11 protein-coding genes are annotated in these 17,549 nt (G+C 67.2%); 9 read left to right on the top strand and 2 right to left on the bottom strand.

All coding sequences use genetic code 11. From position 1 onward, the window contains the following. The first annotated feature begins 298 nt into the window (after positions 1-298). Positions 299-2,323 (top strand): ATP-dependent DNA helicase, encoded by a 2,025-nt coding sequence (locus ABRP17_RS03925; protein WP_349986821.1) that lies wholly within the window; start codon positions 299-301, stop codon positions 2,321-2,323. A 14-nt stretch (positions 2,324-2,337) separates the two neighbouring features. After that, positions 2,338-3,042 (top strand): tRNA (adenosine(37)-N6)-threonylcarbamoyltransferase complex dimerization subunit type 1 TsaB, encoded by a 705-nt coding sequence (gene tsaB, locus ABRP17_RS03920; RefSeq protein ID WP_188324707.1) that lies wholly within the window; start codon positions 2,338-2,340, stop codon positions 3,040-3,042. A 617-nt stretch (positions 3,043-3,659) separates the two neighbouring features. Here tsaB and ABRP17_RS03915 read toward each other — a convergent pair. After that, positions 3,660-4,538 carry an energy transducer TonB gene (locus tag ABRP17_RS03915; RefSeq protein WP_192080155.1) on the bottom strand — a complete coding sequence of 293 codons (879 nt, stop codon included), beginning with the start codon at positions 4,536-4,538 and terminating at the stop codon, positions 3,660-3,662. Next, complete coding sequence (gene gshB, locus ABRP17_RS03910) at positions 4,538-5,485, bottom strand: glutathione synthase (protein ID WP_188324705.1); 948 nt, start codon at positions 5,483-5,485, stop codon at positions 4,538-4,540. The genes ABRP17_RS03915 and gshB overlap by 1 nt, the downstream gene beginning before the upstream one ends. Positions 5,486-5,701: 216 nt before the next feature. Here gshB and pilG point away from each other — a divergent pair, with 216 nt between their 5' ends. The 7 genes from pilG to ABRP17_RS03875 all read left to right on the top strand — a co-directional run bounded on the left by pilG (position 5,702) and on the right by ABRP17_RS03875 (position 17,507). After that, positions 5,702-6,103 carry a twitching motility response regulator PilG gene (pilG, locus tag ABRP17_RS03905; protein ID WP_042614342.1) on the top strand — a complete coding sequence of 134 codons (402 nt, stop codon included), beginning with the start codon at positions 5,702-5,704 and terminating at the stop codon, positions 6,101-6,103. Positions 6,104-6,121: 18 nt separating this feature from the next. Beyond that, a complete protein-coding gene (locus ABRP17_RS03900; RefSeq protein ID WP_188324704.1) occupies positions 6,122-6,484 on the top strand; it encodes a PleD family two-component system response regulator in 363 nt (120 codons plus the stop codon). Then, complete coding sequence (locus tag ABRP17_RS03895; RefSeq protein ID WP_188324703.1) at positions 6,484-7,014, top strand: chemotaxis protein CheW; 531 nt, start codon at positions 6,484-6,486, stop codon at positions 7,012-7,014. Before ABRP17_RS03900 ends, ABRP17_RS03895 begins: the two co-directional genes overlap by 1 nt. Before the next feature lie 49 nt (positions 7,015-7,063). Beyond that, positions 7,064-9,100 carry a methyl-accepting chemotaxis protein gene (locus tag ABRP17_RS03890; protein ID WP_188324702.1) on the top strand — a complete coding sequence of 679 codons (2,037 nt, stop codon included), beginning with the start codon at positions 7,064-7,066 and terminating at the stop codon, positions 9,098-9,100. 112 nt (positions 9,101-9,212) lie between these two features. Next, positions 9,213-15,758 carry an Hpt domain-containing protein gene (locus tag ABRP17_RS03885; protein WP_372486887.1) on the top strand — a complete coding sequence of 2,182 codons (6,546 nt, stop codon included), beginning with the start codon at positions 9,213-9,215 and terminating at the stop codon, positions 15,756-15,758. After that, positions 15,745-17,049 (top strand): chemotaxis protein CheB, encoded by a 1,305-nt coding sequence (locus ABRP17_RS03880; RefSeq protein ID WP_349986068.1) that lies wholly within the window; start codon positions 15,745-15,747, stop codon positions 17,047-17,049. Before ABRP17_RS03885 ends, ABRP17_RS03880 begins: the two co-directional genes overlap by 14 nt. Further along, on the top strand, positions 17,046-17,507 hold the full coding sequence (locus ABRP17_RS03875; RefSeq protein ID WP_188324699.1) for a chemotaxis protein CheW: 462 nt from the start codon (positions 17,046-17,048) through the stop codon (positions 17,505-17,507). The genes ABRP17_RS03880 and ABRP17_RS03875 overlap by 4 nt, the downstream gene beginning before the upstream one ends. Positions 17,508-17,549: the final 42 nt, after the last annotated feature.

The following is a 17,549-nucleotide window of genomic DNA, read 5'->3' as shown; positions in this document are numbered from 1 at the left end:
CATCGCATTCGCGCTGCCGCTCCCACGCTTTGCTGCGCAAATCGTGGGCCCCGTCTCACCAACACCCACACCCCGCCGCTTCGCGGCCGCCCCTGACTCAGGGGCTCCCTCCACCCGACGGGTCAATGCGGCCTGTGGTAGCGCCGACCCATGGTCGGCGAGCGCAGCGGGCCGTTGGCGGGAACATTCCGCCGACCATGGGTCGGCGCTACCGATGGATGTTGATGTTGCCTTGGCCTCTGCTCCGTCGGGCGCCGCTCGGCGAAAAAAACCGCCAGCCGGTATCCTGTGGTGGTTGATGAAGCCTGATCTTGTCCATGCCAGCCGCGAGGCGCTGAGCGAGGGTGGGGCACTCGCCTCCCACGTGGATGCGTTCGTGCCGCGTCCGGCGCAGCTGCGCCTCACCGAAGCGATCGCCGAGACGCTGCAACAGCGTGACCTGTTGTTGGCCGAGGCCGGCACGGGTACCGGCAAGACCTATGCGTATCTGGTGCCGGTGCTGCTGTCGGGCCTGAAAACCATCATCTCCACCGGCACCCGCGCGCTGCAGGACCAGCTGTACCACCGCGACCTGCCGCGCGTGCGCCAGGCGCTGGGGGTGGGCCATCGCAGCGCATTGCTGAAAGGCCGCTCGAATTATCTGTGCCGTTACCGCCTGCAGCAGGCGCGTGGCGAGCCGCGGTTCTCCACCCCCCAGCAGGCGGCAGAGTTCCAGCGCGTGCTCGCCTGGTCCGGACGTACCCGCCACGGTGACATGGCGGAGCTGGAAGCCTTGGCCGATGACTCGCCGCTGCTGCCGATGGTCACCTCCACCGTCGACAATTGCCTGGGCACGGAGTGCGCGTTCTACGACGACTGCTTCGTGGTGCAGGCACGGCAGCGGGCGCAGGCTGCCGATGTCGTCGTGGTGAACCATCATCTGCTGTTGGCTGACCTGGCGCTCAAGCAGGAAGGCTTTGGTGAACTGCTGCCGGGAGCAGAGGCGTTCGTCATCGACGAGGCGCACCAGTTGCCCGAGCTTGCCGCGCAGTTTTTCGGCGAAGGCTTCGGCATGCGGCCGTGGCAGGAGCTGGCGCGCGACTGCCTGCTGGAGTCGCGCAGCGTGGCGGGTGCGCAGGCATCGCTGCAGGCCCCGGCCGGCGCACTGGAGCACGCGCTGCAGGATCTGCGCACGGCGATGGATGGCTTGCCGCCGCGTGGCACGCAGTGGCGTGCGCTTGCGGTGCCGCAGGTGCGTGACGGATTCGATGCGGTGATGAGTGCGCTGCATCTGCTGCTGCAGGTACTGGACACGCTGCGCGAAGCATCCGCCGGCCTCGATGCGTGTCATGCGCGTGCGCGCGAGGCGGTGTCCCGCCTGACCCGGTGGCTGGGCGACGATGCGCCACTGCTCGACTTTGACGCCGAGCCGGAGCCGCCGTCCGCGCCTGCGGCGGACGTGCTCTGGTATGAGCTCACCCCGCGTGGATTCCGCTGCCAGCGCACGCCGATGGATGTCTCCGGCCCCCTGCGTGAACATCGTGAGCGCACAATGGCCGCCTGGATTTTCACCTCGGCCACGTTGACGGTGGGGGGCGGCTTCGAGCATGTCATCCAGCGGCTGGGGCTGGACGATCCGCGTACGCTGCTGCAGGCCAGCCCCTTCGACTGGCCGCGCCAAGCGCTGTGCTATCTGCCCGAGGGCTTGCCTGATCCTGCGGCACGCGGCTTCGGTACCGCCCTGATCGCTGCGCTTCGGCCGGTGCTCGAGGCTTCGCAGGGCCGAGCGTTCCTGTTGTTTGCATCGCACCGTGCGCTGCGCGAAGCGGCCGAAGCGCTGCGCGGTGCGCCGTGGCCCTTGTTCGTCCAGGGTGAGGCGCCCCGCGCGACGCTGCTGCAGCGCTTCCGCGAATCGGGCAATGGCGTGTTGCTGGGATCGGCCAGTTTCCGCGAAGGCGTGGACGTGGTCGGCGATGCGCTGAGCGTGGTGGTGATCGACAAACTGCCTTTCGCCGCACCGGATGACCCCGTGTTCGAGGCGCGCCTGGATGCGATCCGTACGCAGGGCGGCAACCCGTTCCGTGACGAACAACTGCCGCAGGCGGTGATCGCACTGAAGCAGGGCGTGGGGCGCTTGATCCGCAGTGAAACCGACCGTGGGGTACTGGTGCTGTGTGATCCGCGCCTGCTCAACCGGAGCTATGGTCGGGTCTTCCTGGATTCGCTGCCGCCGTTCCGCCGCACCCGCGCGCTGGCCGATGTGCAGGCCTTCTTTGCGCCACAATGGACGCCTCCGGCGGCACAGGCTGACGATCCCCCGGGCACGCCCCTCTCTTTGTTCTGACCGCTGACCCCACGATGAAACTGCTCGCTTTTGAACTGTCCACCGAAGCCTGTTCCGTTGCCGTCCATGTGGACGGTGCGGTGCTGCAGCGTTTCGAGATCGCACCACGACGGCATGCCGAACTGGCGCTGCCGTGGGCCGAGGCGCTGTTGGCGGAGGCCGGCATCGCGCGTTCGCAGCTGGATGCGATCGCGCTGGGGCGCGGTCCGGGGGCATTCACCGGTGTCCGGCTGGCGATTGCGATAGCGCAGGGCGTGGCGCTCGCACTGGACCGGCCACTGCTGCCGGTTTCCACGCTGCAGGCGCTCGCACTGCGTGCGCCGGCGGATGCGCAGCACATCCTGGCCGCGATCGACGCCCGCATGGGCGAGGTGTATGTGGCCCGATACCACCGCGTCGACGGCCTGCCGCAGTTGCAGGACACCGAGCGCGTGTGTCCGCCGCAGGCCGTGTCGGTGCCTGCCGGTCTGCGCTGCTTTGGCGTGGGCACCGGGTTCTCGGCCGCCGATGGCGCGGTGCCGACGTTGCTGGGCGGTACGCTGAGCGGCGTGGACGCAACCGCGTTGCCACAGGCATCGGATGTGCTGGCACTGGCGTTGCCGATGCTGGCACGGGGCGAGGCGGTTGCGCCGGAACGGGTGGAGCCGGCCTACCTGCGCGACAACGTGGCGTTGACCCTGGTGGAGCAGCAGGCGCTGCGTGCGTCCAAGCTGAAGTAGGTCGGCAAACGGGTGGGACCCCCTCGCGGTGGGCTGCTTCAAGGCTAAGTGCTTGGGGCCGGGCGGTGGCGCTGGGCGGGGGACGGCAAGAGCCGCATCCATGCGGGCCTCGTTTCGCGCCATCCATGGCGGGGTCCACGTCATCGCATTCGCGCTGCCGCTCCCACGCTTTGCTTCGCAAACCGCGGGCCCCGTCTCACCAGCACCCACACCCCGCCGCTTCGCGGCCGCCCCTGACTCAGGGGCTCCCTCCACCCGACGGGTCAATGCGGCCTGTGGTAGCGCCGACCCATGGTCGGCGAGCGCAGCGGGCCGTTGGCGGGAACATTCCGCCGACCATGGGTCGGCGCTACCGATGTCGGCATGCCCGACGGTTCCACGGCCGCCATGGACCTGTCGAGGGTGGGGCGGGGTGGGTTGGCGGGGGCGTTGAGCGCCATGGATGGCGCGAAACGAGGCCCGCATGGATGCGGCCCTTGCCGTCCCCCGCCAACCCACCCCGCCCCGCCCAGCACACAGCCCTGCAGGCTTTTGACGTTGCTGTTGCCGTTGCCGTTGCCGTTGCCGTTGCCGTTGCTTCAAAGCAGGTGCCGGGCGCAGCCCGGCTCCATAAACCCTCAGTCGTCGCGCAGTTCGCCGCCGGGCAGGAACGCCCAGGTACGCGTCACCTGCAGGATGTCGATGTCATCCTTCGTCTGCGGCAGGGCGGGGAAGGGCTGGGCCAGGCGAACCACGCGCAGCGCGGTCTCGTCCAGCAGCGGCGTCCCACTGGATCTCAGGATGCGCGCGCTTTCCACGCTGCCATCGCGGCGCACACCGACCGTGATCACGACCTGCCCGCCAAGGCGACGACGGCGCACGTCATCGGGGTAGTTCAGGTTGCCCACGCGCTCAGCGCGGTCCACCCAGGCGCGCAGATACGTGGCCCACGCATACTCGCGGGTGCTGGCTGAAACGAACTTGCGGTTTGGCCGCTTGGCGTACTGCGCCGAACGCAGGTGCACCTCGGCCGCCAGGCGCGCCATGTCGGCATCGCGTTGCTCGCGTGCGTTCAACGGCGCGTCGGGGCGTGGCTGCTCCGGCATCGGCTGCGACTGGGCCTGTGCGACCTGCTGCTCACCATTGCGGCTGCTGACCACACGCGACTGCGGTGGCGGCGGGGCCGCGGCATCCTGGCGCTGCTGCGGCACCGGACTGCTGCCTGGCAGCGCCTGTGGCACCACTCCGGCCTGGCTGTCGCGTGGGCGCAGCGCCTTGTCGTGCTCGCCACCACCGACCTGACTGGCAGCGGCCAGGAAATCCGCCTGCTTCGGCGTCAACGCGGTGCGCGTCTGGCTGAAGATCACATCCAGCGTCGGCACCAGCGGCGCTTCGCCGCGAACGGCGAAGCCGACGCCCAGCAGCAGCGCGCCATGCACCGCCACCGACAGCGCCAGGGTGGTGCCCAGACGCTGCGCGGAGCGGTCCGCCAAGAGCAGGGGCGCGACCACGGGCATTACGGCAGGCTGGCCTCGATGGCATCGAAGAGGGTGCCGGCGATGTTCAGCCCATACTGGGCATCCAGTTCACGCACGCAGGTCGGGCTGGTCACGTTGACCTCGGTCAGGTAATCGCCGATCACGTCCAGGCCGACGAAGCGCATGCCGCGACGCTTCATCTCAGGCCCCACCTGGGCGGCGATCCAGCGGTCGCGCTCGCTCAGCGGGCGGCCTTCGCCGCGACCACCGGCAGCCAGGTTCCCGCGGAACTCGTCGCCCTGCGGAATGCGGGCCAGGCAGTAATCCACCGGTTCGCCATCCACCAGCAGGATGCGCTTGTCACCGGCGGTGATGTCGGGGATGAACTTCTGCGCCAGGGTCAACTTGCGGTCGCCGTCGGTCAGCGTTTCCAGGATGACGTTGAGGTTCGGGTCGCCCGTGCCGCTGCGGAAGATCGAGCGGCCTCCCATGCCATCCAGCGGCTTAAGCACGGCCTGCCCGTGTTCCAGCACGAAGGCCTTCAACGCCTTGGCATCCCGGCTGACCAGGGTAGGGGGGCAGCACTGCGGGAACAGCAGCGCGGCGAGCTTCTCGTTGTAGTCGCGCAGTCCCTGCGGGTTGTTGACCACCAACGCACCGGCCGTCGCGGCCACGTCCAGCACCTGCGTGTCGTAGATGAATTCCGCATCGACCGGCGGATCCTTGCGCATCAGCACGACCTGGCCGGGACCGAATTCGGTCAGGCTGAACTCGCCCAGCGTGTACCAGTCGGCCGCGTCGTCGCGGACCTGCAGGGGCGCCGTGCGGGCAACGGCCCGTCCGCTGTCCAGGCTGAGGCCGCCGGGTTTGACGTAGTGCAGGGCATGGCCGCGCCGCTGCGCTTCGAGCAGCATGGCGAAGGTCGTGTCCTTGGCGATCTTGATGTGGGCGATGGGATCCATCACCACGATGACGTTCAGCGGCATGGGAGCACCTGTGGGGCAAGGTGCTGATGGTAGCGGCTCCGGCCCGGTGTTGCCTGCCCCGTGGCGCGCAACGCTGCGTGCGGCCGATGGCCGCAGGCCCGCCGGACGGGGGTTGCGCAGAAGATTCATCGCCGAACTTGCTGGCGGTCACGCAAGTGCGATATAGATACGCCTTCGCAGCGGCACCGACCGAAGTGCCGCGCATGGGGAACGGCAATGACTGAGAACATGACTGCGGGCGGGGAGCTCGCAGGACTCCGGGTGATGGTCATCGATGATTCGAAGACGATCCGCCGGACCGCGGAAACGTTGTTGAAACGGGAAGGCTGCGAGGTCGTCACCGCGACCGACGGCTTCGAGGCACTTGCCAAGATCGCCGACCAGCAGCCGCAGATCATCTTCGTGGACATCATGATGCCGCGTCTGGATGGGTATCAGACCTGCGCGCTGATCAAGGGAAACCAGCTGTTCAAGTCCACGCCGGTGATCATGCTGTCCTCCAAGGACGGCCTGTTCGACAAGGCGCGTGGTCGCATCGTGGGTTCGGAGCAGTACCTGACCAAGCCCTTTACGCGTGAAGAACTGCTGGGTGCCATCCGCACATACGTCAACGCCTGACCAGGGGGGAAAGGCAAAATGGCTCGAATCGTTCTTATCGAGGACTCACCGACCGACAGGGCGGTGTTCACGCAATGGCTGACCAAGGCCGGGCACGAAGTTCTGCAAGCGGACAACGCCGAGGACGGGATCGTGCTGGTCAAGGAACACATGCCGCAGCTGGTCCTGATGGACGTCGTGCTGCCGGGCATGAGTGGCTTCCAGGCTACCCGCTCGCTGGCCCGCGACGCGGCGACCAAGAATATTCCGGTCATCATCGTCAGCACCAAGGCGATGGACACGGATAAGGCGTGGGGCCTTCGCCAGGGTGCGCGTGACTACATGGTCAAGCCGCCGCGCGAAGAAGACCTGATCGCCCGCATCAACGAGCTGGTGTCCTGATGCGTTCCCCCTTCGACATTCTTGAAGCCTACGAACGGCGCAGCCTCGCCCATGCCGTGCAGTTGCCCGAGCGGCAGTTCGCGCAGGATCTGTGGCGTGGCGTGGGCTACCGGGTCGGCAACCGTCGGCTGGTATCGGATTTCCGCGAAGTGGTGGAAATCGTCCCGATGCCGCCGGTGACGCCGGTGCCCTGTGCGCAGCCGTGGCTGCTGGGCGTGGGCAACCTGCGAGGCAATCTGTTTCCGGTGATCGACCTGAAGCTGTTCCTGGAAGGCAACCGCACCGTGCAGCAGGAAGGTCAGCGCGTGCTGGTGATGCGGCAGGCCGGCGGTGACGTGGCGCTGACCATCGACGAACTGTTCGGCCAGCGCAGCTTTGAGCTGGACCAGGAAGTATCGGTTGGTGGCTTGGCCGAAGGCCGCTACGGCCACTTCGTCGACCGCGCATTCCAGGCCGACGGGCACGATTGGGGCGTTTTCTCGCTCTCGCTGCTGTCGCGCACTCCTGAATTCCGACAAGCCGCTGCCTGAAGGCACCGGCACGTCGTCTCTGCATTGCATTGAACATCGAGGTCGAACGATGAGTACTACTTCGGATTCCAACAAGGCCAGCAAGCTGCGCCTCGGTGGCACCAACGCGTGGTTGATCCTGTTGCTGGTGGCGATGGCGCTGTTCGGCCTGAACACCGGTGTGGCGACCTGGCAGGGCAGCCGTCTGGCCGACGCCAGCACCAAGGCAGCCGATCTGCAGGTGCTGTCCCAGCAGTTGGCCAACCAGGGCCGTGATGCGGTCGCCGGCAATGCGCAGGCGTTCACCGCGTTCAAGGCCACGCGCACCGCGATCGACGAGAACATGTCGACGCTGCAGGGCCGTTACGGCAATGAGCCGGGCGTGTCGTCGCCGATCAGCAAGCTGGCCGCGACCTGGCAGCCGCTGGGCAAGAGTGCGACGCAGCTGATCGCCAGTGAGTCGGCGGTGCTGACGTTGGCGGGCAACGCGAACAACTTCAGCGGCGCGATCCCCGGCCTGCAGGCACAGCTCAACGAAGTCGTCCGCGCGATGAGCGCCGCCGGCGCCCCCTCCTCGCAGATCTACAGTGCATTGCAGCAGGTCGTCGTGGCCGGCTCGATGGCCCGTCGCATCACCGAAATCCGGGCCGGGGGCTCATCGGCATCGGCGGCCGGTGATGCGCTTGCCCGCGATATCACGGTCTTCAGCCAGGTGATGGATGCATTGCGCAACGGCAATGACGAACTTGGCATCGTTGCGGTGCGCGGTGCGGCCGCGTTGGCTGCGCTGGAGCAGTCGCAGCAGCAGTGGTCGGCGATGAAGACCGACGCCGATGCCATCCTGGCCAGTTCGCGCCAGCTGTTTGCCGCGCAGGCCGCATCCGCCAGCTTGGCCACCGGCTCGGCGGACATGCTGGCCGACAGCAAGACGCTCTTCAATGCGTTCTCCTCGTTCGGCTCGGTCAGCGATACCCGCCTGTTCCCCAATTTCTGGATCGGCGTGGTCTCCGGTGTCCTGTCGCTGATCGCGATCATCGGCTTCGTCAGCACCTCGGTGCGCGGCCGCTCGCGCGAGCAGGAGCTGCGATACCAGACCCAGGTGGAATTCAACAGCCGCAACCAGCAGGCCATCATGCGGCTGCTGGATGAAATCAGTTCGCTTGGTGAAGGCGATCTGACGGTGAAGGCATCGGTCACCGAAGACATGACCGGCGCCATCGCCGACGCCATCAACTATGCCGTGGACGAACTGCGCCATCTGGTGACCACCATCAACGACACCTCGGCCAAGGTCGCGCTGTCCACCCAGGAAACGCAGGCCACGGCGATGCAGCTGGCCGAGGCGGCAGGCCACCAGGCCAACCAGATCACCAACGCGTCGGACCGCATCGGCGAAATCGCAGCAAGCATCGAACAGGTGTCGCGCAACTCGTCTGAATCGGCCGAAGTGGCACAGCGTTCGGTGGTGATCGCCGCCGAGGGTGCCGGCGTGGTGCGCGAGACGATCCAGGGCATGGACCAGATCCGTGACCAGATCCAGGAAACGTCGAAGCGCATCAAGCGCCTGGGCGAGTCCTCGCAGGAGATCGGCTCGATCGTGGAACTCATCAACGACATTTCCGAGCAGACCAACATCCTGGCACTGAACGCCGCGGTGCAGGCGGCTTCGGCAGGCGAGGCCGGCCGTGGCTTTGCCGTGGTGGCCGACGAAGTGCAGCGCCTGGCAGAACGTACGTCCGGTGCGACGCGTCGGATCGAGGGCCTGGTACAGGCCATTCAGGCCGATACCAACGAAGCGGTTACGTCGATGGAGCAGACCACGGCCGAAGTGGTGTCCGGTGCCCGCCTGGCGGAAGACGCCGGTACTGCACTGACCGAGATCGAGCGCGTTTCCAATGCGCTGAACAACCTGATCAAGAACATCTCCGTCGCCGCCCAGCAGCAGTCGTCGGCTGCATCGGACATCACCCAGACCATGGGCGTGATCCGGCAGATCACCGGCCAGACATCGCAGGGTGCGGGGCAGACCGCCGAATCGATCGGCCACCTGGCACAGCTGGCCGCCGACCTTCGCCGCTCGGTCGCCGACTTCAAGCTGCCCGCGTAAGCGGTGTGGCGCGGAGAAGCAAGGATCACCTGATGAAGCATCGACATGACATCCGCCACATTGAACGTCCTGCCCGCGTGTGCAGGGTCGTACTGGCGACCGGAGCCCGCCCATGAGCAGCCTGCGTGACGCAATGAGCCACGCCGCCCTCGGCTGGGTGAAACCTGAGCTGGACGAGACCCTGCGCCAAGTGCGCAATGAGGTCGAGTACTTCGTCGAGGCCCCCGCCGATGGCAGCCGCATGCGCCTGTGCGCCGGCTACCTGCACCAGGTGCAGGGCACCCTGCGGATGGTGGAGCTGTACGCCCCGGCGATGGTGGCCGAAGAGCTGGAGCAGCTCGCGCTGGCGATCGGCACCGGCGAGGTGGCCGAGCGTGATGAATCCTGCGCGACGCTGATGCGTGGCAGCGTGCTGCTTCCCGACTATCTGGAGCGCCTGCAGAATGGCCATCGCGATATCCCCATCGTGCTGCTGCCGCTGCTCAATGAGATCCGAGCCGCGCGCGGCGTGGCCGGCATCAACGAAAGCGTGCTGCTGGCCTTCGCGCCCGACAGCGTCAGTGCCAGCGAAGCCGAACTGGACCACGCACGGGGCAGCCTGAGCGGACGCAACCGTGAACTGCTGGATACCGTCGGCAGCGCGGTGAAGGAAGAACTGCTGCGCATCAAGGATGCCCTTGACCTGCACCTGCGCACGGGCGGGCAGCCCGAACAGCTGCACCAGCAGGTACGTGAGCTGACGGCGGTGGGTGACACGCTGGCCATGATGGGCCTGGATGTGGCACGCAACGTGGTGGTGCAGCAGCGTGACGCGCTGAGCGCGGTGGTGGAAGGCAATCAGGCAATCGATGAGGGCATGCTGCTCGATGTCGCCGGTGCGCTGCTTTACGTCGATGCGTCGCTGGATGACCAGGTCGCCCATCTGGGCGCAGCGGGAACCGGCGAGGACGATCCGTCCGCCGCAGAGACCCGCCGCACGCTGGAGGTTCTGGCCCACGAAGCCATCGCCAATTTCACCGTGGCCCGCGAGCACTTCGTCGCCTTCATCGAGACAAACTGGAACCACGCCGAACTGCAGGACGTGCCACGCCTGCTGGGCGAGGTCGGCGGCGCGCTGCGCATGCTGGACCTGCAGGTGCCGGCGGATTACCTGAAGGGCGTGCAGCTGTACATCAAGGCAGAGCTGGTGGAGCGCCAGCGTGTGCCCAGCGGTCGCCAGCTGGACACGCTGGCCGATGCGATGGCCAGCCTGGAGTACTACCTTGAAGCGCTGCGCGACCGCCGTCCGGGGCGCGAGAACATTCTGGACATCACCCGCAGCAGCCTGGAAAGCCTGCGTTACTGGCCGCTGCCGGTGGCCGATGCCATCGCGGCCGAGGCCGTAGCCAGCGAGCCGGTGCAGCCGGTAGAACGCGAGTCCATCCTGCCGCCGCCGTTGGACGTGCCGGAATTCGACACGCGCCCGTTGGCGGCCGTGTCGCCGCAGGGGCCTCCGCCGTTGCCGGATCTCGTGTTCGACGCACCGCCCACCGCGCGTGATCAGGACATCGCAGAAGACGACATCCACGCGCCGTCGTCCGAACCGACGCTGCTGTTCGCCGCCACAACCGCCGCGCCGCCCGAGGTCCCCGCGTGGGAGCTCGGCAGCTTCCAGGTCGAGCAGACGTCGGACCCTACACCGACCTTCGCCAGCTTCGACCCGGTATCGGCCGAAGATGCGCCGGATCCGTCCGCCTGGTCCATCGAACCGACCCCGCAGGTGGATGGTTCACTCGACATGGCGGCTGCAGATCTTGAACATGCCGTTTCCGTACCCGCCGGCGCAGCCGACGACACGCTGATCAGCTTCGAGGGCGGCGTGTTCGATCCGGTGCTGGCCGAAGGCGATGCAGACGATGCGTTTGCGGTTCCGGTGAGCTTCCGCTTCGACGACGGCGAGCTCAGTCGCGCCGATGACGTGCTGTCGCTGGATGCCGTGGAAGCGGATGTCATCACGTTCAACGCCGATGGCCTTGCGATGGACAACGTGCCGGACGCCGATCCGCCGTCCATTGGCGCCGCCGACGACGACGCTACCAGTGCCAGTGCCAGCGACTTCGCCGAGGCGGATGCGCGCTTTCTTGCCGAGCTCGCGGCTGAAGCGGCGGCCTTCAATCCCGCGTTCGGATCGCCGGCCGTGCCGGTGGTGGACGAGGTACCCGCGGCACCGGTCATCACGGGGCTGCAGGGCGGTTTCGACGAGAACGCCGAGAATATCGATCAGGACATCCGTGATGTCTTCCTCGAAGAGTTCGACGAGGAACTTGAAAACCTGGGCAATCTGCTGCCGGCATGGCGCGCCCAACCCGACAACATGGACCGGCTGCGGCCGATCCGCCGCGTGTTCCACACGCTGAAGGGCAGCGGCCGACTGGTCGGTGCCCGCACCCTGGGTGAGTTCGCGTGGAAGATCGAAGGCATGCTCAACCGCGTGCTGGATGGCACGCGGCCGGCATCGCCGGCCGTGGTGGCGGTGGTCGAGCAGGCCTTCGGCGTGCTGCCGGAACTCAACGCAGCGCTGCGTGGCGGTCACCTCATCACCGCGGACCTGCAGGCGCTGCAGTCCATCGCGGATCGCGTGGCGGCCGGCGAGGAGACCTTCCATGTGCCGCTGCCTGCCCGCGCGGTGGACAGGGTGGAAGAAGCCTCTGTCGGGGTATCTGCCGACGACGCGGTCACACCCGCCGCTGACGGCGCCGAGATCCCGGTCGCCGTGGAACTGGACGGAACGCCTGCCAGCATCGACAGCGTGCTGCGCGAGATCCTCGAGGCCGAGGTGGAAGCGCACATGGCCACGTTGCACGGCTGGCTGGAAGCCTCTGATAGCGAACCGCAGCCGGTCAACGATCCCTTGCTGCGCGCAGTGCACACCATGAATGGTGCATTTGCGATGACCGATGTGCCGGAAATCACCACGGTCACCGGTGCAGCCGAAACTTACATCAAGCGCGCCCTGGCCGCTGGCGAAGTGCCTACCGCGGATGCGGTGGATGCACTGGCGGCGACCGCGCAGGCAGTGGACGTCACCATGCGTGCCCTGCAGGCCGACGCCCCCCGGGTGCCGCTGCAGCACGCGCTTGCCGAGCGTCTGCAGGCCTTGGCCGCGACGCTGCCGGAAGCACGCTGGCCCGTCGCCGACGGGTTCGAAGACATCGACGACCTTGCCGACGTGGACGAGCATGTTGAGGCCCTCGAAGCCACTGGGGAGGAGGAAGCACCTGTCGCGCCGTGGCAGCATGCCGACACTGCCGACACTGCCGACACTGCCGACACTGCCGACACTGCCGATACGCAGGTGGACGGACCGGTCGAGGCCGACGCTGGCCTGGCGCCGACCGACCCGACGGACGGCGATGCGGACCTCGAGGCCCTGGCCGAATCCATGGTCGAGGAGGGCGAGCTGCGGTTGATCGACGGTGACGAAGCCGCGGAGTGGACGCCAGACGAGGCAGTCGGGCAGGACGCTGTGCCGGTCGACCTCTCTGCTCCCGTCGTGGATCCGCCGATCGAATTGACCGGTGCCACCGATCTGTCGCGCTTCTTCGAAGCAGCATCCAACGTAGACGATGCGCCACTGCGGGATGCGGCCGACGCCGCCTCTGTCGACGCTGTCGAATCGCTCGAAGACGTGGCCGAGCCGGTCAGTGCAACAGACGTAGACGTGCAGCTGACCGGCGCCGAAGACCTGTCGCTCTATCTGGACGATGCCGCGCACGCTGCACTGCCGTCCAGTGCGGGCCCGGATGTGCACGAAGTTGCTGCAGCGGACATCACCGACGCCGAGCAGGCGCCGGCTGACGCTGAGGAAGACGCCGAAGACGAACTGCCTGCCGCGCCGACCTTTGGCGATGCCGTCGCCCTGCAGGACGCGCTGGACGAAGGTCTGCACATCATCGAGGAGGGCGCCGAGGACGAGGAGGACAGTCCGCTGCTCTCGATAGAAGGCCACGACGTGTCTTCGCTGGAGACCACCGCATTCGCCGAACAGGCGGAAGACGAGCAGCCCGAAGCAGAAGCCGAAGCCGAAGCCGAAGCCGAAGCAGAAGCCGAAGCCGAAGCAGAAGCAGAAGCAGAAGCAGAAGCAGAAGCAGAAGCAGAAGCAGAAGCAGAAGCAGAAGCAGAAGCAGAAGCAGAAGCAGAAGCAGAAGCAGAAGCAGAAGCGGTCTCCGCTGACCGTCAGCCCTACTTCGAGATGGAGCCCCCGACCGTCGCGCCTGCAGGCGAGGACGTGGCGGACGAACAGACGGGGCAGGACGACGAGGTGGCGGCTGCCGATGCGCTGGACTTCAACGTGCTGGACCGCGAACTGGTCGATATCTTCGTCGAAGAAGGCAAGGATCTGCTGGATCATTGCGATGGCCTGATCAGCGACCTGCGCGCCGAACCGGAGGACCGCGACGCGTTGGCTGGCCTGCAACGTGATCTGCACACGCTGAAGGGCGGTGCACGTATGGCGGGCATCAACGCCATCGGTGATCTGGGGCATGGCATCGAGTCGCTGCTGGAGGCTGTCGCAGCCGGGCGCACCAGCATCGGACACGCCGATGTGCAGTTGCTGGAGCGCGGCTTCGATCGCCTGCACCAGATGCTGACCCGCACCGGTGCACATCGCGGCGTGGACGCTGCCGATGACCTGGTGGCCGCCTTCGACGCACGTACGCGTGGCCAGGTCGTTCTCGATGGCTCGGCCCCTGAGCCGGCTGTCGCACCTGCGCAGCCGACCGCCGCTGACCTCATCGCCAGCCTGCCGTTGTCAGCACCCCTGCCGCTGGATGGCGGTGGCGAAGAAGAGGGTGGCGCACGACCGCAGCAGGAGCAGGTGCGCGTGCGCGCCGACCTGCTTGATCGGCTCGTCAACCACGCCGGTGAAGTGGCGATCTACCGCTCGCGGCTGGAACAGCAGCTTGGTGCCTTCCGCGGCGCCATGGGCGAGCTTGAACGTACCAATGCCCGACTCCGTGATCAGTTGCGTCGTCTTGATCTGGAGACCGAAGCGCAGATCGTGGCGCGCTACCAGCGTGAGCAGGAGCAGGCAGACCACACGTTCGATCCGCTGGAACTCGACCGCTTCTCCACGCTGCAGCAGCTGAGCCGTGCACTGAACGAATCGGCGGCCGATCTGGGCGGGCTGCAGGGTGTGCTGGACGACCTGTCGCGGCAGTACGACACCTTGCTGCAGCAGCAGTCGCGCGTCAGTTCGGAGCTGCAGGATGGCTTGATGCGCGCACGCATGGTGCCCTTCGATGGCCTGGTGCCGCGTCTGCGCCGGGTGGTTCGCCAGGCAGGGGTGGATACCGGCAAGCAGGTCCACCTCACCCTGGAAGGCACGCATGGCGAACTCGATCGCAACGTGCTCGACCGGATGGTGGCGCCGCTGGAACACATGCTGCGCAACTCGGTGGCGCACGGTCTGGAAACGGCCGAGCAGCGCCGCGCCGCCGGCAAGCAGGAAGAGGGTGAGATCACCCTGCGTCTGCACCGCGAAGGCTCGGAAATCGTGCTCGACGTGTCGGATGATGGCGCCGGGCTGGACCGCGAGGCGATCCGTCGTCGTGCGTTGGAACGCGGGCTGATCCAGGCCGAGGCGGTGCTGGCGGACAACGAGCTGGACAACCTGATCTTCGCCGCCGGCTTCAGCACCGCCGACCAGTTGAGCCAGTTGTCCGGACGCGGCGTAGGCATGGACGTGGTGCGCAACGAAGTGCGCCAGTTGGGTGGCAGCGTGGAAATCCACTCGGTCCGTGGCCAGGGCGCGCGCTTCACGTTGCGCCTGCCGCAGACGCTGGCGGTGACCCAGGCGGTGCTGGTGCAGATCGGCGAGACCACCTACGCCGTGCCGGTGGCATCGGTCAGCGGTATCGGTCGCATCTCACGCGAACGCTTCGAAGCGGGCGACAGCACCTACCGCTACAGTGGCGAGGAGTACACGCTGCACGATCTCGGCAGCCTGATCGGCCAGGCGCCGGCGCGTGCCGAGGGCCAGGCGCAGGTGCCGCTGCTGCTGGTCCGCGCAGGCGACCTGCGCGCGGCGGTGGCGATCGACCAGGTGCTCGGCAACCGCGAAATCGTGGTCAAGCCGGTCGGCCTGCAGATTGCGTCGGTTCCGGGAATCTACGGCGCCACCATCACCGGCGATGGCCGCGTGGTGGTGATCCTGGACGTGGCCCCGCTGGTGCGCCGCTTCGTCGCCAACCCGCAGCGTCCGCTGCTGGTTGCCGAACAGGAACTGCAGCGGCAGGTGCCGCTGGTGATGGTGGTGGACGATTCACTCACCATGCGCAAGGTCACCGGGCGCATCCTGGAACGCCACAACTTCGATGTCAGCGTTGCCCGCGACGGCGTGGAGGCGCTGGAGCTACTGGAAGAACGTGTGCCCGACCTGATGCTGCTGGATATCGAGATGCCGCGCATGGATGGTTATGAACTGGCCACGGCCATGCGTGCCGACCCGCGCTATCGCGACGTGCCCATTGTGATGATCACTTCGCGCAGTGGCGAAAAGCATCGCCAGCGCGCCTTCGAAATCGGCGTGCAGCGTTACCTGGGCAAGCCCTACCAAGAGCTTGACCTGATGCGTAACGTGTACGACCTGCTGGGGATCGCCCGTGTCCGTGAATGACGTAATGCCGCCGCCGGCCGTTGCACTGCTGGCCAGGGAGGGTGCCGCGCGCGACCGCCTGCGTGAAGCACTCGTGCAGGCCGATGTAGCGCTGGTGCTGGAAGAGGATCCCAACGTGCTGGACCCGGCCGCGCTGCTTGCGGTTGCGCCGCAGGCGGTGGTGATCGCGTTGGAGCCTGCCGTGGAGGACGCATTGGAACGCCTCGATGCGGTGCTGTCTTCGCCTGATTTCACACTGGTGTTCGACGAGGCCGAACTGGCGGCACGCCGGGAAGGGTGGGAAACCCAGCGCTGGGCACGCCATCTGGCAGCCAAGCTGCATGGCCACCGCCAGGTGCTGCCACCGGGTGCGGAAGTTGAAGAAGAGCTCGTGCCGGAACCTGGCCTGCCGGACACCCCCGAGCAGTTGCATGCCAACGCACCGCTGGCGTTCCATGTGGATGAAGCCGTCGACGCGGCCGACCTGCTGGCGGGCGACAGTCTGTACGAGCCCCCGGGCCCTTGGCAGCCATCGCAGGTGACCGAGCGGGACGTCGAGCAGACAACCGATCGCCACGAGCCGGACGCCATCAGCAGCCCCGTGCTGCCGTCGGTGCCGCTCGATCACGGAAGCTGGTCGTTGCTGGACGACGAGGCATCCTTTGCCCCCGCCGCACGCGTGGACGTGGGACCGCCGCCCCTGCCGGCGTTTGATTCGGATCGACTGTCACTGGTCGAGATGGACGAAGCGGCCGGCCCACGTCGCGGTGCCAAGGGCGCGGTGGTGGTACTGGCCGGTATTGGCGGCCCCGATGCGCTGCGTCGCCTGCTGGCCGCGCTACCAGCCCGCCTCGACGTGCCCCTTCTGGTCCGCATGCCGCTGGATGGCGCGCGCTACGGCAACCTGGTGAAGCAGATGGCACGCGTCTCTCCGCTGCCGGTCGAGCTGGCTGAAATCGGTGCCGACGTCGTCGAGGGGCAGGTGTACATCCTGTCCGATGATACGGCCGCCGCCCTGCGGGATGGCGGGTTGTATTTCCTCGGCAGCACGCAGGGTCTGGACCTGGCCGCGTTGCCGCCCGCGCACAGTGCGGTGATCCTGCTCAGCGGTGCCGATCTGTCCCAGGTCGACCCGGCGCTCACCCTCGCCGAAGCCGGTGCGTGGGTCGGCGGTCAGGTCGGTGAGGGATGCTATGACCCGGCTGCCGCAACCGCGGTGGTCGCTGCCGGCATGTTCGCCGGCGAACCCCAGGAGCTGGCGCAGGCAATCAGTGCGCGCTGGGAACTGCCTGAGCAAGGAGAGCCGTCGTGAGCCATGCCAATAATGATGAAATCCGCGGTGTCCTCATCCAGTCCGGACCCGAGCGCGTGCTGCTGCCGAATGCGACCGTCGCTGAAATGATGGCCAAGGTGCAGGTCGAGCCGACGGCGGACGGCCCGCACTGGCTGCTGGGTCGGCTGGCCTGGCACGGCTGGGACATACCGCTGGTGTCCTTTGCCCGCTTGTCCGGCTTGGGCGAAGAAAGCGTGGGCAGCAACAACAAGGTGGTGGTGTTGAAATCGCTGGCTGGCAACGCAGAGCGGCCGTATTACGCGGTGCTGACCCAGGGCTTTCCGCAGTTGATCTCGGTGCCGCGTGACGGTCTGCTGGCAGACGCATCGGAAGAGAACCTGCCCGACAGCGTGCACATGCGCGTGCTCTTGGGCGAGCAGAGCGCACTGCTGCCGAACCTGGATGCGCTGGAAAGGGCGCTGGATTCACTGCACTGAACTGCCCGCGCTTCGCGCTCGCCGAGCACGGCTCGGCGCTAC

Origin of the sequence: Stenotrophomonas sp. WHRI 8082 (assembly GCF_040223995.2) — a bacterium.
Classification (GTDB): Bacteria; Pseudomonadota; Gammaproteobacteria; order Xanthomonadales; family Xanthomonadaceae; genus Stenotrophomonas.
The sequence above is the reverse complement of the archived record's forward strand: the minus strand, read 5'-3'. Positions and strand labels throughout refer to the sequence as shown.